This window comes from Dysgonomonas massiliensis (assembly GCF_900240225.1).
Lineage (GTDB): Bacteria > Bacteroidota > Bacteroidia > Bacteroidales > Dysgonomonadaceae > Dysgonomonas > Dysgonomonas massiliensis.
Genome location: NZ_OEPV01000012.1, coordinates 92,244 through 118,330 on the forward strand (window position 1 = coordinate 92,244; position 26,087 = coordinate 118,330).

16 protein-coding genes and 1 tRNA gene are annotated in these 26,087 nt (G+C 35.5%); 2 read left to right on the top strand and 15 right to left on the bottom strand.

Annotated elements, in window-relative coordinates; all coding sequences use genetic code 11:
- Positions 1 to 5 precede the first annotated feature (5 nt).
- The 3 genes from glmL to C1A06_RS12625 all read right to left on the bottom strand — a co-directional run bounded on the left by glmL (position 6) and on the right by C1A06_RS12625 (position 2,923).
- Positions 6 to 1,388 (bottom strand): methylaspartate mutase accessory protein GlmL, encoded by a 1,383-nt coding sequence (gene glmL / locus C1A06_RS12615; RefSeq protein ID WP_101690574.1) that lies wholly within the window; start codon positions 1,386 to 1,388, stop codon positions 6 to 8.
- Between the two features lie 15 nt (positions 1,389 to 1,403).
- Positions 1,404 to 1,811: a methylaspartate mutase subunit S gene (gene glmS / locus C1A06_RS12620; protein WP_101690575.1), complete on the bottom strand. Its 408-nt coding sequence runs from the start codon at positions 1,809 to 1,811 to the stop codon at positions 1,404 to 1,406.
- A 251-nt stretch (positions 1,812 to 2,062) separates the two neighbouring features.
- The gene (locus C1A06_RS12625) at positions 2,063 to 2,923 is read right to left on the bottom strand and encodes a sigma-70 family RNA polymerase sigma factor (protein WP_101690576.1); all 861 of its coding nucleotides are present in this window, start codon (positions 2,921 to 2,923) and stop codon (positions 2,063 to 2,065) included.
- A 334-nt stretch (positions 2,924 to 3,257) separates the two neighbouring features.
- Here C1A06_RS12625 and C1A06_RS12630 point away from each other — a divergent pair.
- Positions 3,258 to 3,331, top strand: a tRNA-Met gene (locus tag C1A06_RS12630).
- 232 nt (positions 3,332 to 3,563) lie between these two features.
- Here the strand turns inward: C1A06_RS12630 and C1A06_RS12635 are convergent.
- From C1A06_RS12635 to C1A06_RS12670, 8 genes are all read right to left on the bottom strand, one after another.
- Positions 3,564 to 6,221, bottom strand: coding sequence for a glycoside hydrolase family 2 TIM barrel-domain containing protein (locus C1A06_RS12635; protein ID WP_159461418.1), 2,658 nt, complete (start codon positions 6,219 to 6,221; stop codon positions 3,564 to 3,566).
- Between the two features lie 33 nt (positions 6,222 to 6,254).
- Positions 6,255 to 7,454, bottom strand: a complete 1,200-nt coding sequence (locus tag C1A06_RS12640; RefSeq protein WP_101690578.1) for an alginate lyase family protein — start codon at positions 7,452 to 7,454, stop codon at positions 6,255 to 6,257.
- A 121-nt stretch (positions 7,455 to 7,575) separates the two neighbouring features.
- The gene (locus C1A06_RS12645; RefSeq protein ID WP_145996406.1) at positions 7,576 to 8,214 is read right to left on the bottom strand and encodes a hypothetical protein; all 639 of its coding nucleotides are present in this window, start codon (positions 8,212 to 8,214) and stop codon (positions 7,576 to 7,578) included.
- A gap of 14 nt (positions 8,215 to 8,228) precedes the next feature.
- Positions 8,229 to 9,866, bottom strand: a complete 1,638-nt coding sequence (locus C1A06_RS12650; RefSeq protein ID WP_101690580.1) for a RagB/SusD family nutrient uptake outer membrane protein — start codon at positions 9,864 to 9,866, stop codon at positions 8,229 to 8,231.
- A 15-nt stretch (positions 9,867 to 9,881) separates the two neighbouring features.
- On the bottom strand, positions 9,882 to 13,034 hold the full coding sequence (locus C1A06_RS12655) for a SusC/RagA family TonB-linked outer membrane protein (RefSeq protein ID WP_185116847.1): 3,153 nt from the start codon (positions 13,032 to 13,034) through the stop codon (positions 9,882 to 9,884).
- A 184-nt stretch (positions 13,035 to 13,218) separates the two neighbouring features.
- Positions 13,219 to 15,711, bottom strand: coding sequence for a glycoside hydrolase family 2 protein (locus C1A06_RS12660; RefSeq protein WP_101690582.1), 2,493 nt, complete (start codon positions 15,709 to 15,711; stop codon positions 13,219 to 13,221).
- 23 nt (positions 15,712 to 15,734) lie between these two features.
- A complete protein-coding gene (locus tag C1A06_RS12665) occupies positions 15,735 to 16,985 on the bottom strand; it encodes a glycoside hydrolase family 88 protein (protein WP_101690583.1) in 1,251 nt (416 codons plus the stop codon).
- A gap of 115 nt (positions 16,986 to 17,100) precedes the next feature.
- Positions 17,101 to 21,201 carry a hybrid sensor histidine kinase/response regulator transcription factor gene (locus C1A06_RS12670; protein WP_101690584.1) on the bottom strand — a complete coding sequence of 1,367 codons (4,101 nt, stop codon included), beginning with the start codon at positions 21,199 to 21,201 and terminating at the stop codon, positions 17,101 to 17,103.
- A gap of 297 nt (positions 21,202 to 21,498) precedes the next feature.
- Between C1A06_RS12670 and C1A06_RS12675 the strand changes: the two genes are divergently transcribed.
- Entirely contained in the window at positions 21,499 to 22,362 is an 864-nt protein-coding gene (locus C1A06_RS12675) for a helix-turn-helix domain-containing protein (RefSeq protein ID WP_101690585.1), read from the top strand.
- Positions 22,363 to 22,421: 59 nt separating this feature from the next.
- Here the strand turns inward: C1A06_RS12675 and C1A06_RS12680 are convergent, their stop codons facing one another.
- The 4 genes from C1A06_RS12680 to C1A06_RS12695 form a co-directional block, all read right to left on the bottom strand.
- Entirely contained in the window at positions 22,422 to 24,053 is a 1,632-nt protein-coding gene (locus C1A06_RS12680) for an alpha-L-fucosidase (protein WP_101690586.1), read from the bottom strand.
- A gap of 64 nt (positions 24,054 to 24,117) precedes the next feature.
- Positions 24,118 to 24,525: an L-rhamnose mutarotase gene (locus C1A06_RS12685; RefSeq protein WP_101690587.1), complete on the bottom strand. Its 408-nt coding sequence runs from the start codon at positions 24,523 to 24,525 to the stop codon at positions 24,118 to 24,120.
- A gap of 336 nt (positions 24,526 to 24,861) precedes the next feature.
- Positions 24,862 to 25,122 carry a DUF5000 domain-containing lipoprotein gene (locus C1A06_RS12690; protein ID WP_101690588.1) on the bottom strand — a complete coding sequence of 87 codons (261 nt, stop codon included), beginning with the start codon at positions 25,120 to 25,122 and terminating at the stop codon, positions 24,862 to 24,864.
- A complete protein-coding gene (locus tag C1A06_RS12695; protein WP_101690589.1) occupies positions 25,077 to 26,087 on the bottom strand; it encodes a DUF4998 domain-containing protein in 1,011 nt (336 codons plus the stop codon). The genes C1A06_RS12690 and C1A06_RS12695 overlap by 46 nt, the downstream gene beginning before the upstream one ends.

Sequence of the window (26,087 nt, forward strand, 5' to 3'; positions counted from 1 at the left end):
TAAGGTTATATTTGTTTGATCTCTTTTTTTAATATGTCCAAAGCCAACTCTGGGTCGACAGTACTAATTAACCCCATAGACGCAAAAATATATTTTTGATCTATCAGGTATCTAGGTGACTTTGGTTTCATATAATTAAATTTCTTAATACTGTATTTTGCACCTTCAAGTATGGATGCAGGATATCTACTATTTATAATAGCACCTCCTATACCTACAACTGATGGCACTTCGCTAAGGTCTTTACCCACTAGTGTAAAAATCTCACCCATTGGCGAATATGTGCTTTCCATATATCCACAATGTCTTTCAACAGCCATCTCTACAGCACTGCGAGCCAAGAGCTCTTCTATTTTGAGTTCATCCTCATCTGTTTCAGCTATTGTATCGGGATTGGCAGAACATCTCTTTACCCAATTTTCTATTTTTTCTTTCGCTATACCGGAATTTCTCTCTAAGTCATCCATATCCAGTTCATCTACCAAAGCATGCAAACTATATCTCATCCCTAAATCACCTTCGACTGTACGTTTGCTGAATGGCTCAGGCAATCCTTTTTCCAGAACATTGTCTTGAGAAGGTTTTCCACTTGCCATCGAGTAAATATCAGTCGTAGCACCACCTAAGTCTATGGCAACCAATTCACCTATTCCTTCTGTACTCTTTGTACCCTTACTAAGCAGTTCACAAGCATTCATCACAGCCAACGGCGTAGGTATAACCTCTCCTGTTGCCATCTGTTGAACACCCGAAAGTCCTTTAGCTTCGATTATTTTTTTTATGAATAGGTCTTTTATGCTTTTCTTTGCAGGTTCAATATCAAGTTTGTTAAAGGTTGGCATTACATTTTTAGTAATTACATAATCTTTACCCGAACCTTTAAATATTTCTTCAATATCGTATGATGCAGATTTATTTCCTGCAACAATTATTGAAAAATCTCGTTTGATATCACACAAACGCTTGGCATTAGCTACAATTACTTCTTTATTTCCTCCGTCGGTTCCACCACATAACAAAACAAGATCAGGATTGATATCATATATCTCATCTTGCTCTTGTTGCGATATTTCGAATGAGTATGTTTTAATGACTTTTGCTCCAGCACTTGATGCGGCCATTTTTGCAGCCTTTGCTGTTAATTCCGGAACCAAACCCAACGCCACCATTTTCAGCCCACCACCGGCACTGCTGCAGCATAAAAGCTTTTCGTATTCAAAGCGTCCTATTTTGGCTTCCAACTTTTGCATAGCAGCATTGAAACCATCAATGATATCTGTTTCGATAGTTGTAAATGCACTTGCAGTAGCTAAAACCTGACGGCTATCCGAATCGATTGCAGTGAGTTTAGTAAATGTGCTTCCAAAATCGGCCGTTAAATATTTCATAACGTTCGCTGGTATTTATCCTAGTATTCTATTAAGTTCGTCTATAGTTGTTTCAATTGCTGTACCCGGAGGATACACACTTGTAAAGCCCATAGCTTTAAAGCGTTTCTCTACATCAGCAAAATCTTGTTTTCCGACAACCAGATTACCTCCTGCTAATAGTGGAATATCTTTCAATCCTGCTTCTTCACATTTTTCGCGTAACCCGTTACAGTCTATCTCGCCATGTCCATATAGAGATGATACAACGATAGCATTTGCGTTTGTTTCGACTGCTGCGGCAATAAATTCTTCTTGCGAAACCATAACTCCAAGATTTACGACATTAAATCCGGCTTGTTCTAATGCAAAGGCAATAATTTTATTACCAACGGCATGTGCATCTGCCCCAATTACACCAGTAACAATAGTTTTCTTTTCCATACAATTCTAATAAGGTTAAATTCATTCATGGTCTTTTACAAAATGACACATTTAAGTGCCTCCTTCGTGATGTAAATGTACAAATTAAAACAATATGAAAGTAAAAACTAGCAAAAATTATTAGTACAAGTCAAAAAAAAGCTAAAAACAAGTTTTAACAACATTTTATTTCAATAAATCATTTTCATCAAAATAAAAAAGGGCTAAAAGTGTAAACTTTCAGCCCTTCAGTATATTCTATAAAGGATTTATTATCCTAAATAACTCTTTAATAATTTGCTTCGTGAGTTCTGACGAAGTCTCTTAATCGCCTTTTCTTTAATTTGGCGCACACGTTCGCGGGTTAATTGAAATTTATCTCCGATTTCTTCCAGAGTCATTTCCTGATACCCAATACCGAAAAACATTTTGATTATTTCGCTTTCACGCTCTGATAATGTTGATAACGCGCGATCTATTTCTTGTTGTAGCGATTCGTTAATCAAAACACGGTCAGCAATTGGTGCATCATCGTTTACTAAAACATCTAGCAAACTATTGTCTTCCCCTTCTACAAACGGAGCATCCATTGAGATATGACGACCCGATACTTTCATAGAATCGGCAATCTTATCTACAGGGATATCCAATGCATCAGCTAACTCTTCAGCTGAAGGCTTACGTTCGTTTTCTTGCTCAAATTTAGAAAATGCTTTGCTAATTTTATTCAACGAGCCAACTTGATTAAGAGGTAGACGTACAATACGCGATTGTTCAGCTAGTGCTTGCAATATGGATTGACGAATCCACCAAACAGCGTAACTGATAAATTTAAATCCTCTTGTTTCATCAAATTTTTCGGCTGCTTTAATCAAGCCCAAGTTTCCTTCATTGATTAAATCGGGAAGGCTTAACCCTTGATTTTGATATTGTTTAGCAACAGAAACTACAAATCGTAAGTTTGCACGTGTCAATTTTTCTAAAGCAGCACGGTCACCTTTTTTGATTGCCTGTGCTAACTCTACTTCTTCTTCAACAGTGATCAGCTCTTCACGACCAATTTCTTGAAGATATTTGTCAAGAGATGCGCTCTCGCGGTTTGTAATTGATTTTGTAATTTTTAACTGCCTCATACACAGATATATAACTTTTTAATCTCTAAGCGTTTGCAAATATACAAAAAATAGAGATTGATAGCACATCAATCACCTCTATTTGATGTTATTTTAACTAATAAATTCGTTTTTTATTGTTTGACAAACTAGGATACTCAATATTATTAACAATTATGGTAGTATATAGTTCACAATCAGAATACGACATTTGTATTACATCAAATTCAATGCCATTATATCGGGCTATTAATCAAAGTTATATACAAAAGATTATTTTTTCAGATAACTTTGTCTTATATTTTTTTGGAACATATGAAATAATCAGCTATTTTTGCACCCGTTAAATGATGATGGCGAGATAGCTCAGTTGGTTAGAGCGCATGATTCATAATCATGAGGTCGGGGGATCATGCCCCCCTCTCGCTACTCAAGAAGCAGTACTATATAGTGCTGCTTCTTTTGTTTTGCCAAAACCCATTAGTGAATTTTATAATTCCAATATGCATTGTTCTTCTGTCATCTGTCAAGTATTGCACATTTGAATATAAACGAGACCATCTTTTGTCATAAAATATTTAAAATAAATAAGGGTATCTTAAAAATACCCTTATTTTAATTAACCAAATGCATTAGTAAACAATCACAATAGATTTATATATTAATCTACTCTGACTATTCGAACAGCATTAAGAATAACACTTCCTTCGATAGGTGTGAATTTTATCGTAATCCCTTCTCTGTTGGAAGTATTGATTTCAAACTTTTTGACAACAGCTCGTCCAGTTCCTGCTTCATTCGGAATATCATACTTATCCAATACCTTTAAATTATTTATAGCAACATCGAAAATGCGTGGTTGAATATTTTCATACATCCGATCATTTCCCAGATTATATGCTACAATTTCTTTGCTTTCTTCTCGGTTAAAATCTGCCCAATATAAATAAACATAATATCGTCCATCAGGCACATCTGCCTTAAAAGCATCAATATCCATGCGTTGTGTCTGAAATATAGGGTCTTTATCAGTCCCTAAAACATCAAGATCGGCTGCTGGCAATGATCCGAAACTAGTTTTTGCTCTGAAGGGATTTCCTCCGATATATCCCCAACTACCTTCGCTATATTCCTGCTCGGGCAACCACGCTGTTTTATAAACTTTATCTTCGAATGAGCGATTGGCACCCAAAAGAACATTCAATTCAGTAAAATCATCTCTAAAAATCTGAGGAATCAACATGTAATTTATCTCGGCAACATCAATCATCTCTCCATTATTTATATCTGCTCTCAGATAATTAACTCCATCCGTAAAGGCTACTTTTGTCTTAGCAATGCCATCTACAACTGAAAGTTTTCCCTTAAATATTCCATTGTGATAAAAGTCTACACTTTTCTGATTAGTATAGATTTTAACTTCCTGCTCATATGTAGACGAATCGTTTTTAAGTGATGCTGCTCTGTATTTCCAATCCGAAGAAGCAACCTTCACAAATGGCTGGTCACTCAAATTAGCTTTATAGAGATAATAAGTATTCTTTGGCGTTCTATCCAAACCTGTAATTCCTTTACTATTAATACGGGGTACTGCATCAGTCCTTATCTCGGAATGAAAATCATTCAAATTCCAGATATTTGTACCGGTAATAAAGTCGTGCTTTAAAAATACTTTTAGATAATGTTCGTGAAACATATCTCCAAATTCGACACTGAAATCGAATCGTTCAGGCTTTTCACTATGAATCCTCACATCCACATCAGCTCCATATTCGCTAATAGTTAAAGGCTTATCCGGATTCTTTTTTCTGAAATTTAATATCCAACTTTCAAGTTTCTCAATACCTTCCGAGTACCACCCCGAATAAAGATTAAGACCAATAGTCATAGGAATCTTATTTAAGCCAGAATCTTCGTATCGTTTAAATCCTGCGTGGAAAGGGATTTGAGTATATCTGTAAGGATCAAGCTCTCTTATATGCGCTTCTATAGTAGAAGCTTGTCTGTTTACCTCTTTACAATAAGTTTTATATTCATCCGAACCTACCTTATAAGGAGGTCGAAGCATAATTTCATTCATATATGTCCAAAGCACCAAAGAGGGATGATTGAAATTTTGCTTCATCATTTCATCCATCATCGTGATCGAATTTTCAAGAAATTCATCACTTTCTGTAATGGCATTGATTATAGGAACTTCAACAGAAGTAATAATTCCCAATCTGTCGCATAAATCCAAAATTAGCGGGTCTTGCGGATAATGAGCTATTCTCAAAAAATTACCCCCCATATTTTTCAGCAACTCTATATCATGAATGTGTAGTTGATCATCCAAAGCATTCCCCATTTCTTCGAAACACTGATGACGACATGTACCCATCAACTTAAGATGCTCTCCATTCAGAAAGAATCCTTTATCAACATCAAACTCAAACCATCGTAATCCAAATTTCTCAACTGACTCGTCAAGCACCTCTTTGCTTTTCTCATCTCGCAAAGTTGCCTTAAGCGTATATCTATCGGGATTTTTGATTGACCATAATTGGGGGTTATTAATAACAAAGTTTTTTGAGACTTGATGATTCTGAGTTTCTCCTTTCAGGTTTATTTTTTCCGAGAATTGAGCTACCTGTTTTCCATCCGGAGCAATGATCGAATATTCTAATCTTACTTTTCGATTCTTGGGATCGGTATTGTTCACTAAAGATTTAACTACAACCTCAGCATTTTCTGCCGAAACTTTAGGTGTAGTAATATACACACCTTCGGAAGCTCTGTCTAATAACGAAAAATGTATAGGATCTTCTATCTGCAGATATACATCGCGATAGATACCTCCGAAGAAAGTAAAATCGGCACTCAAGGGTGATATCTGTTCATCATGACTATTATCAACACGGATACTGATCTGATTATCAGACCCAACATTTATGAAAGACGACACATCGAAACAGAATCTGGTATACCCACCTTTATGAATTCCTACGTATTTATCATTGATATAGACCTCAGTAACTTGATTAACTCCCTCGAAGTACAAATAAACAACCTTATCTTTTGCCACATCGCCAATAAACAAGTTTTTCCGATACCAACCCTGACCTCTGAAATAACCCGGTTGTTCATCTATTGCATCTTTATCATTCCAAGTATGTGGCAGTGATACAATCTCCCATGATTTATCATTAAAATTCGTCTTATACACATCTTTCGCCGTGTTTAACGAGAATCGCCACGCTTCATTTATCGAATATTTAATTCCGGCCGAAATATTAAGTGTAAAAAGTAAAGAAATAAGAAATAGAAATATCTTTCGCATTTTCATGTCTATTAAAGAATTAGAAAAGTTATATTATTTAGTAGTTGCATAAAGCAACCAGTTAATATCTGAGCATTTGGTTGTACAATACTTTTTAAAGAGCTTGTTGTATTTTTTGTTCGCCTTAAATTGAGTTGATCTTTTAAGTATCCAACAAAGCCTTTCTTGACAAGTCTCCCAATTACTGATTTCTTCATAGGGAAATGACGAACTGGGTTTACCTAGATATTTAAGCATAAATTTAATAGCCATATCTATCGAGTGTTTACCTTTCAAATTAGAATCATAAATATCAATCCCTATCGACTTTGCCAAGGTACACATATCCAGAAAATGACCAATATTAAACAACGAGTAATGAAAGGCTGTCTTACGTTCTAATTCTAAAGGTTGCTTTCCATCAGATTCAATTTGCTTAAACAACCTATTCTCGGCAAATTGTTGAATATACTTATTAGCTATATCCAGTCTACCTACAAATAACGAATAAGCTACAATTTGCACATCGTATGCAGTACCATGATTGTTCTTCGAGCCTTTAGCTTTTATACCTAAATCGCTTGTCAACATCCAGTCAAGAAAATCTGAAAACCATTTTTTCAGACCTTCATAGTCATTTTTCGTCATTAATCCCGATTCTGATATGAGTTCTACACAGCTCAACATTTCCACAAATCCATAAGCGTCAATCAGGCCCTCACTCCTACCCGCATCACCATTATGCCCTCGGATTATTTGAGCATAATTCAGATTCGGATTCATCCGGGTTTTCTCATCTAAAAACCAAATTCGTAGGTTCTCGATCGCTTTCTTCGCGTATATATCTTCTTTCGTAAAAAAATAAGCATATGATAATACACTAACACTCTGTGTCAAATCACCCAGCTTCTTTCTATCAAAGTCTTTCAATTCAGGATTGTGATAACCATCATTTCGGACATAAGGTAAACCATCAGTTTTCGTTGAATCAGGCCACCAATACCGTCCAATACTCACATAATCGTGTGTATCACCACTAGCGGCCAGATATTTCTTATCTGTAACCGGCGAAATAGATAAATTAATTACTTTGTTGGCTGATTCTACTAAACTACTATATGCATCATATCCACATTCAATACCATCAAGATTCTCTTTCACATCAAGCAGATACTCAATATCAATAATATTTTGCGAAAATGCAGAAGTATTAAATAGAACGAATAGCGATAGTATGAAAACTAGGTATTTCATCAGGTAACAGTGGTTTAAAGCTTTTTTGTCTTTATCACAAAGGGTGTGTCCATTTTGGGCACACCCCTCGCTTTAAAGTAGTGATATGAATTCTGGAATAAATTTTCAGTGTCTATAATAACTATTTGACAACAACATTTACCTTGTAATTTTGACTAAATGATCTTACCTCATAATCATTCGTTTTACTATTAGTTATGTTGTCGGGATGAGCTATTTTCCCTACACTAGGATCAAAAGTAAGAACATTAAAAGTATTAAGCGATTTTATTCTTTCTTTCTCTTTTTTAATCGCAGCTTCAATTTCATCTTCAGTCAGTCCTTCTTTATTAACATTACTTTCATCATAGATGTACTTTGGTGTATCTCTCAAAGTCTTAACATAAACATTCTGAACACCTTTTTCAGCTTGCGGCCAATGCATAATATATGCACCATTTTCATCAGCTTCAATAGTATTCCCTTTTTCGTCTACAATCAAATAATCTTCTCCATAAGTCAGATTTTTTGAACTTGCATAATAATATGTAACTACATCATACGAACGAACACGCTCACTAAAGAATTGTACTGGTATTTTAACAATTTGGTCTTTTTTAACCGTATACTCAACTTTGTTATTGTATCCTCCCCAATCTTCGAAACCAAAATAATATATGTGTTCCATTGAGGGATCTCCATCTGTCCACTTATCGTCATCGCAGCTCATAAAGCCCAACGAGCATAGAACAGTTATTGCTAGGAATAAAAACTTTTTCATAATTCTTATATATTTTAGTTCCAATTAGGATTTTGAGTTATTATATTTTTAGAACGTATAATTTCTTTCATCGGAATAGGATATAGATAATCTTTCTCTGGGTTAAATCTGCGAGTATTAGCTAACTCGATAATATACATATCTTCAACTCCATACTCGAATTCGCCGTTTACCATACCATTTTTGTCTGTCAATCGTTTTGCCAGTTCATCTCTGCCTTTCGTTGTTTCTCCTTCAACATACTTAGCTCCTACTATTGCCTTAGGAAGAACTTCTTCTGCAATTTTCCAACGGATAATGTCATCATAACGGAAGCCCTCGTCGAGCAATTCAACAGTACGTTCTCTGCGAATCTCTTCAAGCATATTCAGATCATTGTCTTTTACAAATTCGTTTGAAAGCTTTGCATTAAATCCAGCTCTGGCACGTACTAAATTAATAGTCGCATCTAACTTATCATTGCTTATCAATCCGTTCAGTTCATACAATGCTTCGGCATAAGAAAGTAGTATCTCTGCATAACGAATCAACATTTTATCGACAGTTTCTTTCTGGTTTGTAGACCATTCTTCCATCATAAAGCCTTTCTTCAGACCATATCCAAATCCGTGATTCTGTGCTAAAGGATTATATTTCCCTTTATAGGCTTCTTCTCCTCTCTTGAATATCGTCATCGCCAAACGAGGGTCACGCTTAACAAACACATCGTCGAAACTTTTATCTTGAAGTATAGCATCTTTCGATTTTTCACGAGGCAATCCATCTTCGTACAAGAATAAATCAACCATCTGACGAGTCAATGAAACTTTATTCTCCATTTCCCTACTATTCTTATGAACTTCGGTTCCAGCATCATCTGGACCATAAACTTTTACAAATATGTTTTCCTTATTTTCAGGACCTTGTCCTTTAAATGTAAACAAATCCGAAAAATTAGGATACAATTCATGTCCTCTTTTCATCAAAGCCTCAGCCGCCTCTATCGATTTTTCTAAGTGAACTTTGTAGTTATTATTCAAATTATGATATTTTCCATAAGTTCCTTCATATAGACCTATGCGGGTCATTAAACCTAATGCGGCAGACTTAGTTACATGTCCCCAATCATTTTTTGACGTATTCAACCATTCTATAGCAAACTCCAAATCGGCATAACATTGCTGAATAACCTCTTCTCTTGGTGTACGTGCAGTATAAATTGCAGGATCATCCGGATCTAAGAAAGACTTCAAGATCAGAGGAACATCTCCATAGCGTTTAACTAGTGTAAAGTAATCATATGCTCTGAAAAAATATGCCTGAGCAAGATAATGGTTCAGAACTTTTTCGCTAACATCTGCATTTGGAGCAAAGTCTATTATTTTATTTGCATTGAAAATACGAGTATACGGATTTTCCCAATCTGTACTTTCGTGAGGGGTAGTACGACTACCTGCTGAAATGCTATTAGCCGACTTTGCTACCAACTCATCAGATCTGAAATCGTGAGAAAAGCCGCCTAAATCATCATATAATTTATTGCAAGCCGATCGTAAATCTCTCTCTGTTTTCCAGAAATTGTCATCGTGGAATTGCGTCTCCGGCATTCTATCCAATTCACAACTAGATAGAAACAATACGAAACTCAAAATTGATAAGTATATATATTTCATAATATTTAGCAAAAATTAAAATGTTAAGTTTAATCCTACAGTCCAAGTACGGAAGAATGGATAATAGCTTGCTGATGCTTCATTTTTAACCTCTGGGTCGAAAGCATCAAGTAATTTGGTGTATTCCCAAACATCGTCACCCGATACATAGACCCTACATCTGCTTACTATTTTCTGATTAATTGGAATAGTATAACCTAGTTGCACATTTTTCAATCGTATGTACGATGCATCTTGTACCCATTTATCAGAAGCTTTGAAGTTAAAGTCATTGCCATTATAGTTATACAGGCGAGGCCAATATGCATCCTGATTGTCTTCTGTCCAATAATCGCGGTGCATTGTCCAAGGCATATTATACGATCTGAACAAAGGGGCAATAGTTTCAGTTTTAACAATTATATCACGTTTAGCAACACCTTGCCATAGCATAGAAAAGTCAAAACCTTTCCATTGAGCGGCAAGATTCAAGCCATACATATATCTGCCGTTCGAGTTTCCTAAATAGACTAAATCTGCAGGATTATCAGGAGTACCACTTCCTTTTATAGCATGGTCTGCTTTACCTTGAGCAACATATCTCACATCTCCTCCACTTATCTTAGCATCATTAAATGATTCATAACCCGGATTAGCAGCTTTATAATCCAAGTACTCTTGGCGGCTAGACCAATATCCGTTGGTTTGGAATCCCCATATTGTATTGATTGGATATCCCTCAATGTGCTTTACTGCTCCAGCTTTGATTTCATTAATACCATTAAATTCAACAAGCTTATTCTGGCTATCCGATAAGTTGAAGCTTACTTGGTAGCTTACTTCTTGTATTTTATCTTTCCATCCGATTTCGAACTCCCAACCCCAAGTCTTCAGTTTACCTAAATTACCTCTAGGAACTTTCGCTCCAACTGTACTTGGTAGTTGGTAATCAATAAGCATATCATTATTATACTTCCAATAGTAGTCTCCTACAAAAGTCAATCTATTTGAGAATAGGCCTAAATCGAAACCGATATTTGTTGTTTCAATAACTTCCCATGTTTTATCTTTCGAGCGTAATCTCTCTTGATAAGTATATCTATCACCCATATAAAAACCACTCTTCAACATGCTCAGAAAGTCGTATGCACCAACCGAATCGTCTCCAATACCAAGTTGTCCCCAAGATACACGAGCCTTAAGATTATCAATATATGGTACATTGAACCATTTCTCTTCATTTACGCGCCATGCTGCTGATAATGAGGGGAAAACTGCCCATCTTTTATCCGGATGCAATGTTGAACTACCATCGTAACGAATATTTGCTTCGAACAAATATCTGTTATCGTGATTATAGTTGATACGTCCAAAATAAGACATCATAGACCAAGTTTTGATAGCATCGCTTAATTCCGAATTAGCTGCTATGATACTGTTATATCCATTCAAAGTGTACAACTCTTCCGAGTTCATATCTTTAGCAACTGACTTAGTCTGATCATTTCTGTAATTTTCATACGATGCACCTCCTAAAAAGTTGAATGTATTTTTGCCAAAAGATAAGTCATAATATGCCAACGCTTCGAATGTATCATGCGTACGGTAATAACGTGTTTTCTCCAATTCGCCATTCTGATTTATACTGTTTCTTTCGGTATCACCAAGACGGTTATACCAAACCAATCTGCGTCTTTCCACTTTTCTATTATAGAAACTTGCTCTACGCGAAGCACTCAATTTAAACTTAAGACCTTTCACTATATTCTTGATAGTAAGCTCACCTTTACCCATAAAAGACTCAGAACGGATCTCGTCAATACCACCATTCTTCATAATATCTATAGGATTTACATGCAAGTCACCATTATACGAACCAGGATAAGCATCCTCTTCAGGATTAAATACAGGCTGTCTTCCTCTGATTTGATAGAGCTCACCTAGCACATTCTTAGCACCATCGGCTCTTGTAGACGAATTTTTATAAGGTATTGTTTCATCAAAACGCCCATCATAACTGGCAATCAAGCCAAAGTCCATATAATCATTCAATTCTGAGTTCAATCTTACTCGTAAATTGTATCTTTCATTTTTATCAGGACCATATTTCAAGAAACCATTCTTATTGAAATAGCTACCCGACACAAGGTAATTCATCTTTTTACTACCTCCCGAAATAGATACTGAGTGATTTTGTTGTGTCGTATAATCACGAGTTCCTTCTTCTACCCAGTTTGTAGGATCAAAATATTCCCAACGGCCACCATTATTGTTAGGTCTGTAGTTGAAGTTAGGATTAGAAAGCCATGATGTACGTTCGTCGTTCCATTCTGGAGAGCCAGCCTCAGCAATACGCGATTTGTTGATAAAGTCTTGTTCTTCCCATGCTGGTAAACGCTCAGGCATACGTGTAGGTGTATTTATTGCAAAGTATCCGTTATATGATATTTTTGCTTTACCTTCCTTACTTTCTCCTCCCGATTTTGTTGTAACCAATATAACACCGGCTGCAGCGCGCGCACCATATATTGCACTGGCAGCAGCATCTTTCAGTACAGATACGCTTTCAATATCATTCGGATTTATTGTTTCAAGGCTTCCTTCAACTCCATCAATCAGAATCAAAGCAGATGCATCATTAATAGAAGAAAATCCACGGATACGAACACCTGAAGTCTCTGATCCTGGCTGACCACTACTTCTTAATACAGTAACACCCGGCATTTCTCCTTGTAGAGCAGCCAAAGCATTAGGACTCGATTTAGAAGAGATTACATCACCATCAATAGCAGCTACAGCTCCAGTAAGATTAACTTTCTTCTGTGTGCCATAACCTACCACAACTACTTCTTCCAGTAATTGCGTATTTTCCAATAAAACAACATCAATTTTAGTTTTGTTACCTACAGATATTGACTGTGGTTTAAAACCAATGTAAGTAAAATCAAGAACTGCATCTTCATCTGCAGAAATTGAATAAATACCATCTAAGTCTGTAAGGGAGCCTATAGTTGTACCTTTAATAACAACCGATACTCCCGGAAGAGGTTCACCTTTGTCATCCGTCACAACTCCTGTAACAGTCTTTTGCTGATTGATTTCATCAGGTGAGGCCAACAATGCTGAAGAGCAAAAGAAGAGCAATCCCATAAGTAGGATAAGCCTCGTTTTCAAAAAATAGTTTTTCATATTATTAATTAGATTATAGAAATTTAAATACTTCTGGTGCGAAATTAATATCGAATACATTTTTCCATTTTTAATATTAATTCATAAACTTTCAAAATTCATTCATTAACTGATTATCAATACTTTTAAAGCAATTAAGACTCAATTAGAATAGTTTATTATATTGGTTGATTCTAACATCGAGTTACTTTAAATCAATGAATGTTGTAGGCAGTCCTTCCGATTTCACAGCTACGTGCGACACACCGTTATTCTTTATAACTTTAATTTTTGCACGACCGTTATAAGCTTGCACTTTGGATGAACCCGTGGATGTTCCTTGGTTTTTAACAAAATTACTATCACCAGCTATCTCGAACCTGATGTATTTTTTCGAATTCAAACTAATGACTCCATTGCTATCTAATAGTAGAGCTTCGACCCATGCATATTCTTTCGTTTCTTCAATTATTGATACTTTTATCGAATTCTCTTTTCCAAATTCTCTGGTTTCATAGTCGAAAGAAATTTCATCAACAATCTGAATCTTTTCTTTTTTATTCTTTTTATAACCAATTGCTTTTACTGTATTTTTTCCCGATTTGAATTGAGTATCCCAACGTAAACCTGCAGCAGGGAAATCCTGTGAGTCTCTTTTTTTGATACCTAGACTTATTCCATTCAGGAACAATTCAACTTCATCGCAGTTAGAGTATACTTTCAAAGTTTTAGTTTCGCCATCTTTACCCCAACGTACTGGCCAAGTATGACCATAAATATGCACCATAGGTTTATCAGTCCAATAAGACTGAAATACAAAATATGATTCTTTAGGAGTCAAATCACGTTCAACAACTCCTTTCTGATTGACATAAGGTACCGGATTCTCTGGGCGAACTGGTGTCGAAAAATCTTTGAATGGCCAATATGCAGCGCCTGTCAACCAAGGCATAGTTTCTTGTTCTTTCAGGTGCCAGTCAATTAGATCGACAATATAAGATTCACTCCAATCCCCATCTTTCGAAGCACGAGCTTTACCTCCGTATAATGATGCATCACCTGCTCTCTCATCAGCACTACCTCCCGTTTCTATCTTATCGAGACCTACGTATGGATCTTCTGCATGGCGGCGGGCATGATTATCACCTCCCCACTCTACATGAAGGAAGCGCTTCACTTTTTGCATTTCGCTATATGATACTCGCTTGTAATCCGAATACATACCTCTGTACCATCCAGCCCAAATAGAAGGCGAATATACATCAATGATATCGCTACAGAATTCGCATCTGCGGATACAAGTTAAACGTCCGTTATCTAACTGATGAGACAAATTATGTAATTCTTTCATAAAAACTCTGATTTTCTCTTTATCAAATTCGGGGAAATCATTTGGCCAATCGTTTTCATTACCCATACCCCATAATATTACGGAAGGGTGATTATAATGCTGAGTAATCATATTTGTCAACATTCTACGAGCTTGTTCTTTATATACATCTCCACCTAAACCTCCACGACACCATGGAATTTCTTCCCACACAAGAATACCTAGACGATTACAGGCTTCTAATACAATACGAGATTGTTGATAATGACCTAGGCGGATGAAATTAACACCCATATCCTTCATCATTTTCATTTCTTTCAAAATTTGATCCTCAGTCATAGCAGCTGCTACACCAGCATGATCCTCATGTCTATGAGTACCTCTTAATAAGAGTCTTTTTCCATTCAAGTAAAAAGGACCTTTTTCCTTAAATTCAAAATGGCGGAAACCAAACTCATCTTTGTATGTTTGCTGTCCGACTGACGAGGACAATGTAATTTCACATGAATACAGATTTGGAGTCGTAGGTGACCAAAGAACCGGTTTTGACAGCTTTGTATCTAGCAATATAACTTCTTTTAAATCTGTGTATTTAGTGTTTACATCTTGAATTTTCTTTCCTGAAGGATCAAATATTTTAATATTGACATCTGCTGATTTTTCATCCGAATAATTCAATATATTTCCGCTGATTCGTAAATTACCTGCTTTACCTTTTTCATCTACAATCGGATCAATTTTGATCTGAGTGAAAGACATAGCGGGAGTATATACCAGATTCAGATAACGATATATACCTCCATATACACAAAAGTCTGAAAGATCTGATGGAATCATTTCAACATCGCGTGTATTATCACAGCGAATACTAAGTGGAACTTTTCCTTTAAAGCGTTTTGCATCTTTTGATTGCAAAAAACGGTCTACAGCTTCAGTTATATCAACAGTCCACTCATCATAGCCACCAACATGACTTCCCACTTTTTCGGTATATACATAAACTTCTGTCTTTTGTCCAGCGCCTTCGAAATGCAATAAAGTTCTACCATTCTGATATGGGTTCTTCACTTCCAGCATTTTTTTATACCAACCTGCTCCCTGATAATAATTTACATCGGGATCAACTGCATCTTCGGCATTGAAGCAATGTGGTAACGTTACTTTAGACCAAAGAGGAACTTCTTCCGAAGAGCCCTTCGCCGCGGGACGAACAGCTTCCCAGATACTTCCAAGATCTTGTCTCAAAAAAAGCCATCCTTCATTGAGGCGTTCTTTTTCAGGATAATTAATTTGTGCAAAACTCTGCGCTATAAAACCGAACAAAGCAATACAAATGCTTAACGTTCGAATAATAGTTGTTTTGTTCATTTCTCTTTTATATAATTATGTATTTAGAATAATTTTCCATTTTGTTCCAGCATTTGTTTTCTCAACAATGCCTCAAGAAAATAATAATCAGCATATACTAGAGGGGCATCTACTTCAAAATTTCCAGGTTTCGATCCTGTACTATGTAACAATAGAAATCCATAGTCATCATTAGGTTTAGCTAGATAGTTTTTTGATAAATTTTCGAGAATTGTATCTGCCCATTTTTTATATTGCATTGCATTTTCTTTATCGTACAAACTCAATTCATACAAAGCTGAAGCTGTCGTTGTAGCTGCTGATACATCTCTTGGCTCATTCGGTATTTCGGGAGCATCAAAATCCCAATAAGGAATAAGGTCTTCCGGTAAATTAGGATGATTGAATATAAAGTTTACAACATGTTTTGCCTGTTCCAAAAATTCAATCTTCTGTGTTTCTCTATAGCACATTGTATAACCATAAACAGCCCAAGCTTGTCCGCGCGACCATGCCGACTCATGCGAATATCCTTGATGCGTATTGCGTTTCAATACTTCGCCCGTAATTGTATCATAATCTATTACGTGATAACAACTATAATCTGCTCGGAAATGATTCTTTAGTGTAGTTGTCGCATGATTTATAGCTATATTATAAAATGTTGAATCCTTACTTTCTTTTGCAGCCCAAAACAACAATTCCAGATTCATCATATTATCAATAATAACTGGGCATTGCCATTTATCTTTATTATGATCCCATGAACGAATTATTTTTGCATTAGGTTTGTAACGTGTTGCAAGCGTACGAGCGGATTCCAGTAATATCTCTTTGTAGCTTTCGTCACCTGTCAGGCGATAGCCGTTGCCAAAACTACAATACATTTTGAAGCCCATATCGTGAGTTTTGCCATTAGTTTTCTCATGTTCTATTTGCTGTGTATATTTCTGAGCCAACTCTTTCCATTTCACATCATTCGTATATTGATACATATACCATAATTCTGCAGGAAAAAAACCGCTAGTCCAATCAGCAGAAGGGACAACAATCAGATTTCCCTGATTATCAATTGAACGAGGAGATACCAAAGGTCCCTGCCCCCTTTTCTCGCGTTTCATTTTATCCGCTTGTGGTTCTTTATTGATAGCACTATCAATCTCGGACATTGCAAAATCAAATTGTGTAGATGCGAACGTGAAATTAGTATGTACAATATCTTTTTTTGATTTTTGGGGAGTAGTACACCCTATAAGAAAGATAATTGCGGTTATTGAAAAAAAGAGTTTTCTCATGTTAGATTTTTGTTATAATTCTTGCACAGCAAAAATGAGAAACTAAAAACTTCTCTATTTCCAAAAATCAATCATTCTTTTTCAAAAACTCATCAATCAGCTATTTTATTAGAAATTAAACTCTCTTAATATCAGCTAAATACTCGGAAGGCGAGACTCCATATCTATTTTTAAAACAAGTCGAAAAATAAGCAATACTATTGAAGCCTACTGATACATATATTTCTGAGATAGGTAATTGGGTTTCACGCAATAATTTTGCGCCTATCTCCAATCTGTAATTTCTTATGAATTCATTAGGACTCAAATCTGTTATCGATTTAATTTTTCGATACAGACTGGCTTTACTCATTCCAATCTCACTACTAAAAATATCTAAGTTAAACTGAGAGTTCGATATATTTTGTTCCATTATGTTATACAGCTTATCCATAAACTGCTCATCCAACGGAGATACATTAATGCCTAAAGTATCAAGCGAGAAGTCTTTTCCATAGATTTGCTTGAGCATCTCCCGGCTTTTGATCAAGTTGTCAACACGAACAACCAAAAGCGATGATTCAAATGGTTTGGTAATATAATCGTCAGCACCTATTGTATATCCCTCTTCAATATCAGCCGTCATTGCACGTGCAGTCAACATTATGATCGGAATATGGCTGGTTCTGATATCATTCTTCAGTATGGATGACATTTTCATTCCATCCATTCGTGGCATCATCAAATCGGATATTATAAGATCCGGCTGTTTCAAAACAGCTTTTTCAACACCTTCTTCACCATCAGCTGCTAGAAGTATATTATATTTATCGGACAAACAAGTCATAATATAAGCTTGTACATCCGGATTGTCTTCAACAATTAGTATCGTGTATTTCTTGTCTTTCGAGTAAATAGGCACTGCAATATTCTTACTTGGCAACTCTACTTCACGATACAATGATGATTGTTCTATTTCATCTGAATTATCCACAACCAAATCATCATCCAGACTCTTTCCTATCGGAAGAATACATCTGAAAATAGCTCCCCCTATATCTTGGTTATCTGCCCATACTATGCCATTATGCAATTCAATTATCGATTTGCTAAGACTTAAACCCAATCCAGTACCCGACGCAGAATGCTTATTCTGAGATACCTGATAGAATGGAATAAATATATTTTCTAAATCATCTTCAGGTATTCCCTTTCCTGAATCATAAACTTCGAATAATATATATTGAGTAACTCTGTTTCCAATAGAGGCAGCTTTATCCGGAAACTGCTGTTCTAGCTTCGCTGAAGATATTTTATCTAAAACTATAGTTATTATTCCTTCATCTGGTACGTTCTTAAAGGCATTTGATAAGAAATTGAAGAAAACCTTCTCCATCAGACTTACATCAAAACAATAATCTAATGAGGCTATTTCATGTTTGAAATTCAGATTTATTTTACGAGAAAACGCAAGTTCTTGAAACAACGATATCATTTCATTCGAGAAAGCAACAAAATCGTGATGTTCAAGCTTTAATTCCATTGTACCACTCTCTTTTTTCTGAAAATCCATCAGGTTATTTACCAATCGTAATATTCTCTGCGTATTATTATACATCAGTTTATGACTATCGCGAACCTTACTTGGTAAATTAGCTTCATTATCTACCAAATCCTTCAACGGACTCATAATTAATGACAACGGGGTTCTTAATTCGTGAGAAAAGTTTGTGAAAAGTTTATTTCGAGCCTCATGAAACTCTTGTTGAGCTTCCGCTTTAGCCTGCTCAATTTTTATTGCATTCTCCAGCTGTTTACGCTCATTATAATATCTGAAAATCAAATACGATATAATTGATAACAGCAACGCATAAAAACAATATGCCCACCAGGTTTTCCAAAATGGAGGTAAAACTTTTATGGTAATAGAAGTTCCTTCATCATTCCACAAACCATCATTATTAGATGCTTTTACTATAAGACGATAAGTCCCTGCGGGAATATTTGTATAATACGCAATTCTACGACTTCCAGCCTCATTCCACTCCTTGTCAAACCCTTCCAATTTGTACATATATTGATTTCTTTCGGGAAGAATAAAATTTAGTGCGCTATATTCGATTGCTATGTTTGTCTGATCGTATTCGAGTTTAATCTCATTCAGATCTTTCAATTCACCTTTTAAAATGCCATCTTCACCAAAAGGAACTATTCTTTTATTATTTACCGAAATGCCTTTAAATACAACAGTAGGTTTATAAGGATTTGTCAACATTTCATGCGGATTGAATGAAGTAAATCCATTGTTACCACTAAAAAGTATTTGTCCATCCGATAAACGAATACCTGCATGTGGAGTAAACTCATCCACTTTTATTCCACTCGAATGGTCATAATTCGTAAATTCTTTATTTTCGACGTCAAATCTACTTATCCCCGATATTGTGCTTATCCACAGATATCCATTTCTGTCTTCAACAATAGCACATACATCGTTACTTTGTAGTCCAGCACTTGCATTAAAAGTTTCAAATGTTTCTTTTTCTATATTGAAAAGAGAAATTCCACCCCCATATGTTCCGATCCAAATATATCCCCTACTATCTTTTATGATACTTGTAACGTAATTCTCAGGAATCCCACTCTCGGAAACCGAATTTCTACTTCTCTTGTATTTTTTCAGAATTCGCTTGTTTGCATCATAAAGCTGAAGACCATTATTTCGCAGACCAATCAAATAAACATTTTTCTCTATTTCGAATAGGCATCGTGCATCATGAAAAGAAAAGCTGGAATCATTAGCTAGTTTAAATGAGTTTTTCACTTTGCTATCTTTTGTAAAAAATGTAAGCCCTATAGTGTTAACTCCTACTGCATATAATTCTCCTGATAAATTTCGTCCTATCTGATAGATTGTATTTTCGGTACCAAAATCATAAAACTCACTAAACTTTCTATTCTTAACATCGAAACTATAAATTCTACCCCTATTATTTCCACAAAGGATTTGATCGCCATCCAGATAAACAGACTTGAGAATATCGCGAGATAATGTCGACTTCGAATTCGTATATGATCTATAACTATTATGATCAAATTTTCTATTTAATTCAAGTAGACCACCACCTTCTGTAGCAATAAATAAGCTATTTTGATACTCAAGCATTGGTCCAATAATCCCCATGAGAGATCTTTGTTCTTTAGATGGATCATAAAAATGAAATTTGTTACCATATTTATTCGAATAACTAATTCCTCCACCATAAGTTCCAATCCACAGCGTTTCGGCATTGTCAATAAACAAGCTGTAGATTGAATAATGGCTTAAACTACCATCTTTATAATCTGCAACAGAATAGTTTACTATTTTTTTAGTCTGTGGATCAAGTATATTCAGTCCATTAAAAGTTCCAATCACAATCTTCTTTTCAGCATTCTCAGTAATGCTTCTTACATAATCATTGCTGAGACCTGATGCTTTTGTGATAAATGATATCGTATGAGTCTTCATATCAATCAATGCAACTCCATTATGATGTGTACCAACCCATAAATTACCATTCGAGTCGATAAACAAAGTCTTTATATCTTTCAGCCTCTCATCCTTAAACAGTACTTTTGTCTCATCAGTCTCTAAATTGTATGAAACTACACCATTTGAGGATGTGGCTAAATATAGGATGTCTCCTTGCCCTACAATACAATTCACTGCATTACCTGATAACGCAGGCAACTCGATCCTAGAAAAAGAATTTGAGTCTGCATTATATTTATCTAAACCGCGGCTAGTCCCTATCCATAGACATTCTTTATGATCAACATAAAGCGATATAATCATATTACTTGAAAGACTTTGAACGTCTTTAGTAATAGAAAAGTAACGATCAAATTTATCAGTTTTCTTTCTTAGTCTGTTTAAACCATTATTAGTACCGATCCATAAATCGCCCAATGCGTCTTCTTTTATGTATAGTACGTGACTATCGCTAATACTCTCAACATCGTCTGAATTATTCTGATATACATCAAAAGAATATCCATCAAATCGATTGAGACCATTTCTGGTACCAAACCACATGAAACCTTCACCATCCTGACAGATTGATGTTACTGTTATCTGTGATAAGCCATTTTCTGTAGATAGCTGAGAAAAGTAATAATCTCTGTTACCTGCTATTACTATCGATGAAAATATTGTGAGTAGTGTAAATATATATAATAAAGCAGTCTTTCTCATACAACAAAATGAAAGGCTTAATTCTATAAGGCCACAAAGATAAGCAACTTAATCTTACACGAAAAGATAATATTACAATTTATGCCGACAAAACGTCAATATCCATATAATATAATCTATATATATAAATTCTTCAATAACATATGAATAAATCACTCATTGTATAAATTCGCTTTTAAATAGGACAACATCGATACGTATTACACAAAAAGACACTATGTCATCCAATAATAAAAAAAAGATTTGTATCTTATCGACACTTATTATTCTGAGGTCTGTAACAATATATTTACACCTATGCTTAAATCGATAGACGAACTGCACTTACTTGTTTTGAACGTAGGGCTAGCTATACATAATGCTGATTGGAACTGGAAAAATATCAGCAGTCCTTTTACGCGTTTATACTATGTAACCGAAGGGACAGCCTTGCTTATACTTCCATCTGGAATTCAAGAGCTTAAACCAAACAATTTATACTTAATACCTTCGTTCACCGAACATAGCTATCAATGCGATACACATTTTTGTCATTATTATCTTCACATATATGAAGATATAAATTCAGGTTCGGGACTTTTAGAAGATTGGAACTTTCCCGTAGAAATTACATCCAATGTTATAGACCGAGAACTTTTCGCCAGATTATGCGAAATTAATCCGAATATGAAATTGAAAAACTCGAATCCTGCCAGCTATGACAATAACGATATGCTTATTCAAAATATAATAAAAAACAAAGAGCGTACTTTTTGCGATAAAGTAGAATCACGTGGAATCGTTTATCAACTTCTATCTCGTTTTGTGAAAGATATAAAACCTAAAATAGACGTAAGTGACGATCGAATACAAAGAGCTCTTTCTTATATTCGTAAAAACGTTTATACCTCTATCAGCCTTGAAGACCTATCTCAGAAATCATATCTATCAAAAGATCATTTCATACGCTTATTTAAAAAAGAAGTAGGATTAACACCTCTACAGTACATCAACCAGAAGAAAATAGAAAAAGCACAATTAATACTGATAACAAATGATATACCTATAAAGAACATTGCTTATATGCTAGCTTTTGAAGATCATTCATATTTCAACAGAGTATTCAAAAAAGAAACAGGAATGACACCTCAGCAATATAAGTTACTAAACCGCAAGGACTGATATTTACAAAAAACGGACTAATAGAAATTATTAGTCCGTTTTTTGATCTAGCCTTAAAATTAAGAAATTTTCAATACAAATGAAATATCATTTATTTGTTCTGCTGAAGGCAATTCTACCTCCAACCCATTTTCCGTTTGAGTAAACTTCAGTGAGCCTTCGCTACCTATCAACTCTACATTTTTCACAGTTCCCTCATACAAAGGGTTATCTTTAGATAGAGATTTGACAACTACTTTATTTGTTTTTGGCCATGCTAATACATGTGCATAGAGTGTTTCTCCTTTTGTTACAAAACGAATATCTTCTGCAGTATAAGGTTGGTGCTTACCTTCATTAAAACCTTGAGCATGTAATGGATTCGAAGTTTCGGCTACCGGACCTTCGCCAAATATTTTCCAAGGACGTGTTCCAAAAACACTTTCTTCATTGATTTTCATCCATTTGGCAATATCTTCCAAAATAGCGACTTCTTTATCATCTATTGTTCCATCACCACGCATCGGCACGCTTAGCAATAAGTTCCCATTTTTGCTGATGATGTCTATCAACATATGTACTACTGTTTTTGCAGATTTGTACCAACCTTTATCGTAGGTTTCTCTGTGATAATGCCAATGTCCTAAACATGTACAAGTCTGCCATGGTTTTTCCTGAATCTGATCCGGAACGCCTTTCTCTACATCCCACACTAAAGCTTCTTTTTGATCTTCTGTCAGAATCTTAGCGAAAACAACTGCTTCATTCTTACCATTATTTTCTTTTATGCTTTTGTTATAGAAATGAGCTACCGCTTTCAATCCAGCATCGCTTACAGGCCAAAGAGGCATACTTGTATCATCATAGTAAATTAAGTCTGGGTTATATTTATTCATAACATCAACATTGCGATTAAAGAAGTTCTGAAAATATTCTTCAGTTGGTATTGATGCACCTTCACCCCATGCCCATTGACTATGGATTTTGCCAGTATTTTCACTTTCCACACTCAATGGATGATTTTGTGCATAAAGTTCTTGAGGGTCATATCCTTCCCACCATTTGCCTTTTCCGTCTTCTTTCGTCAGTTTGCCATCATACGGCACTCCAGCTTTTGGGCCATTTTTATCTGATCTTTGGGCTGTTTCCATCCACGTCCAGGCATGAGCCGAGTGAATACTTACACCAAAGTATAAATCGTTTGCACGAGCAGCTTTTTCCCATCCGCCAACAATATCTTTCTTGGGTCCCATATTCATGGAGTTCCATTGATGATGTTTGCTATCCCACAAGTCGAGGTTATCATGATGATTACCTAATGTAAAGAAATACTTTGCTCCAACTCTTTTGTATAGAGCCATCAGCTGATCAGGATCCCATTTATCAGCTTTCCATAAATTAATAACATCCTTGAAGCCGAATTCGGATGGATGTCCATAATTCTCGACATGCCAATTGTACTGACCACTTCCCTCGTCATACATTCCTCGTGCATACCAATCCCCTTGCTCGGGTTGACATTGAGGTCCCCAGTGTGCCCAGATTCCAAATTTCGCATCGCGAAACCAATCCGGAGCCTGCTCATACTGAGATAGGGACTCCCAAGTAGGTTTGTATTGTCCTTCTAGCATCGTTTCATTCTTAGATGAAGAACACGAAGCTAGAATTGTGCATATCCATATTGAAATTAAAAACGAATAGATTTTTTTCATGATTATTATAAGACATTAAGTTATTAAGTTTCTTTCATTCATATTGTCACCTTGTTCGTATCTATCAAGGAAGACAAAATATACGCTCCATCTTTTGCCACTTTTCAACTGAGGAGGCTGAAGATTCCGCATTCTGAAAAATAGACATATACTTTTCCCATTCAATCTGGATAGGCATTTCAGCCAATTGCTGAAATGCCATATCCCAATCAAAATCTAAAGCGGTTTCCACAACCATTATCAATCGCTCTTTATATAGGTAAATATCCATTTCCAGAATACCTACATTGCGAATCCCTTCGCCTACTTCTTTCCAATAATGCTTCTCGCTGTGGCGTTCTTTGTACATTTCGATCAAATAAGCATCTTGTTTCAAATCTAGCGTCTGATAATAACGCTTCGTTGGGAAATTGTATTTATTTACCAAATATCCCTGATCATCTTGTACTTTTACACCATTTATTTCTCCCATACTGCCATTTTTTCACTCATTAATTTCAAAAAATAGTCTTGTTCAATATAGTCCGTTACAAAATAACCTATAAAAATGAAATATCCAGTAATATTATACAGAGACATAATAGGACAAAATCGACGGAAGTATCTTACCGTTCCATACCTAACAAGATATGAGGAATTAGCATTGTAGTATCTCCTTTTTCTGCAGACGATTCCTGATGCAGTTTTACCATTAATTTCTAATTATGAGAGTACACTACCTCCATCTTTCTTTACGTTGCAGATATTACTAGCAAAGAATAGTAATATAAATACACATACTACATTCCCATATCTCGTATCAGTATTATTAATTAATTACTTCACCCCAGAATGTTACTTGCTGAAAATGAATCTGATGTACCCCACTAAATGTTTCTATTCCTTTCCATCTGATATATCTCACAGGAGGAGTATTTTCTGGAAAAACAAATAATTCGCCAGCTTTAGCATATTCTATATCCTCATTTGTTAGAGACGAATCAAAAACTCCTGAAGGTTTTATACTTTCACAATCCATCAATTTTATCCAGCCATCCCAACTTCCGTCAGAAGGCGGAGTATCAGGCATCCATATAATTCCCACTTTTTCAAATTGCCTCCACCTCTTTCATACAAGTATTCCTCTTGTAAACGTTGCCAATATCTAAATTCTTTCAAATTAGCAACTACACCTAAATCGAATGTAAACCACTGAGGCCATCCTTCCGAAGTTTCACTATGACACATATTACTTGCTCCCCAAGTAGTATTACCATTCCATATCTGAGAAAGCGAAAAACCCCAATGCCCCATATTTGCATCCGTAGGCAGCTTAACCTCCTTAAACATAGACTTATCCAATTCTTGTACAAAATTATCGGGAGCATTCAGAGTTTCATATTCAGTATAAAATGTATCTATAGCATTTGGCTCAGGAATATAAGATGTTCTCCAAGATATACGGCCGTTTGGACTACACTCCGAAAGATATGTTTTACTATCAGAGATATCTACGATTATAATACCAGTAGTACCATCTTCCTTTTCATACAATACCTCTGTAAAAATAGCATCTTCCTCATTCATTGACCGCCATTCTATGGTACGTCCGGCTATCTGCGCAACACCTCGATTCAGAAGTGACTGTTGATAGAAGTCTCCATAGCAATATCCCTGAGTAGTAGTAGGCAGAGATTTATTCTTCTGAGAATCTTCGGTTACTAATGTGAAGTCATATTGACCTTCGTTCATATTATCCAAGATTACAGAAAACTTATCAACCTGATTTATTCTCTCAATAGGTACATTCAAAGAATCTACTTGTCCATTTGGAGCTTTCCACATGATTATACAATTTGTTTGAGTTATACCATATTGCAATACTCCTACTATTTGTATACGATTTTTACCTGGTAAAGATTTTACAGAGTCAACCTTTCCCACATATACGGTTTCTCCTTCATTTAAATACCCTTCAATATTGTCCAACATGCCGTTACATGAATAGAGTAAAAGAATAGATATATATGCTAATAACTTAATTGTTTTTTTCAT

Excerpts from the sequence above, each read along its gene's own strand:
- C1A06_RS12695 (WP_101690589.1), bottom strand. The coding sequence starts at position 26,087 with ATGAAAAAAACAATTAAGTTATTAGCATATATATCTATTCTTTTACTC.
- C1A06_RS12635 (WP_159461418.1), bottom strand. The coding sequence starts at position 6,221 with ATGCGAAAGATATTTCTATTTCTTATTTCTTTACTTTTTACACTTAAT.
- C1A06_RS12665 (WP_101690583.1), bottom strand. The coding sequence starts at position 16,985 with ATGAGAAAACTCTTTTTTTCAATAACCGCAATTATCTTTCTTATAGGG.
- C1A06_RS12660 (WP_101690582.1), bottom strand. The coding sequence starts at position 15,711 with ATGAACAAAACAACTATTATTCGAACGTTAAGCATTTGTATTGCTTTG.
- C1A06_RS12675 (WP_101690585.1), top strand. The coding sequence starts at position 21,499 with ATGCTTAAATCGATAGACGAACTGCACTTACTTGTTTTGAACGTAGGG.
- C1A06_RS12690 (WP_101690588.1), bottom strand. The coding sequence starts at position 25,122 with ATGCCTGATACTCCGCCTTCTGACGGAAGTTGGGATGGCTGGATAAAA.
- C1A06_RS12680 (WP_101690586.1), bottom strand. The coding sequence starts at position 24,053 with ATGAAAAAAATCTATTCGTTTTTAATTTCAATATGGATATGCACAATT.
- C1A06_RS12685 (WP_101690587.1), bottom strand. The coding sequence starts at position 24,525 with ATGGGAGAAATAAATGGTGTAAAAGTACAAGATGATCAGGGATATTTG.
- C1A06_RS12670 (WP_101690584.1), bottom strand. The coding sequence starts at position 21,201 with ATGAGAAAGACTGCTTTATTATATATATTTACACTACTCACAATATTT.
- glmS (WP_101690575.1), bottom strand. The coding sequence starts at position 1,811 with ATGGAAAAGAAAACTATTGTTACTGGTGTAATTGGGGCAGATGCACAT.
- C1A06_RS12655 (WP_185116847.1), bottom strand. The coding sequence starts at position 13,034 with ATGAAAAACTATTTTTTGAAAACGAGGCTTATCCTACTTATGGGATTG.
- C1A06_RS12625 (WP_101690576.1), bottom strand. The coding sequence starts at position 2,923 with ATGAGGCAGTTAAAAATTACAAAATCAATTACAAACCGCGAGAGCGCA.
- C1A06_RS12650 (WP_101690580.1), bottom strand. The coding sequence starts at position 9,866 with ATGAAATATATATACTTATCAATTTTGAGTTTCGTATTGTTTCTATCT.
- glmL (WP_101690574.1), bottom strand. The coding sequence starts at position 1,388 with ATGAAATATTTAACGGCCGATTTTGGAAGCACATTTACTAAACTCACT.
- C1A06_RS12645 (WP_145996406.1), bottom strand. The coding sequence starts at position 8,214 with ATGAAAAAGTTTTTATTCCTAGCAATAACTGTTCTATGCTCGTTGGGC.
- C1A06_RS12640 (WP_101690578.1), bottom strand. The coding sequence starts at position 7,454 with ATGAAATACCTAGTTTTCATACTATCGCTATTCGTTCTATTTAATACT.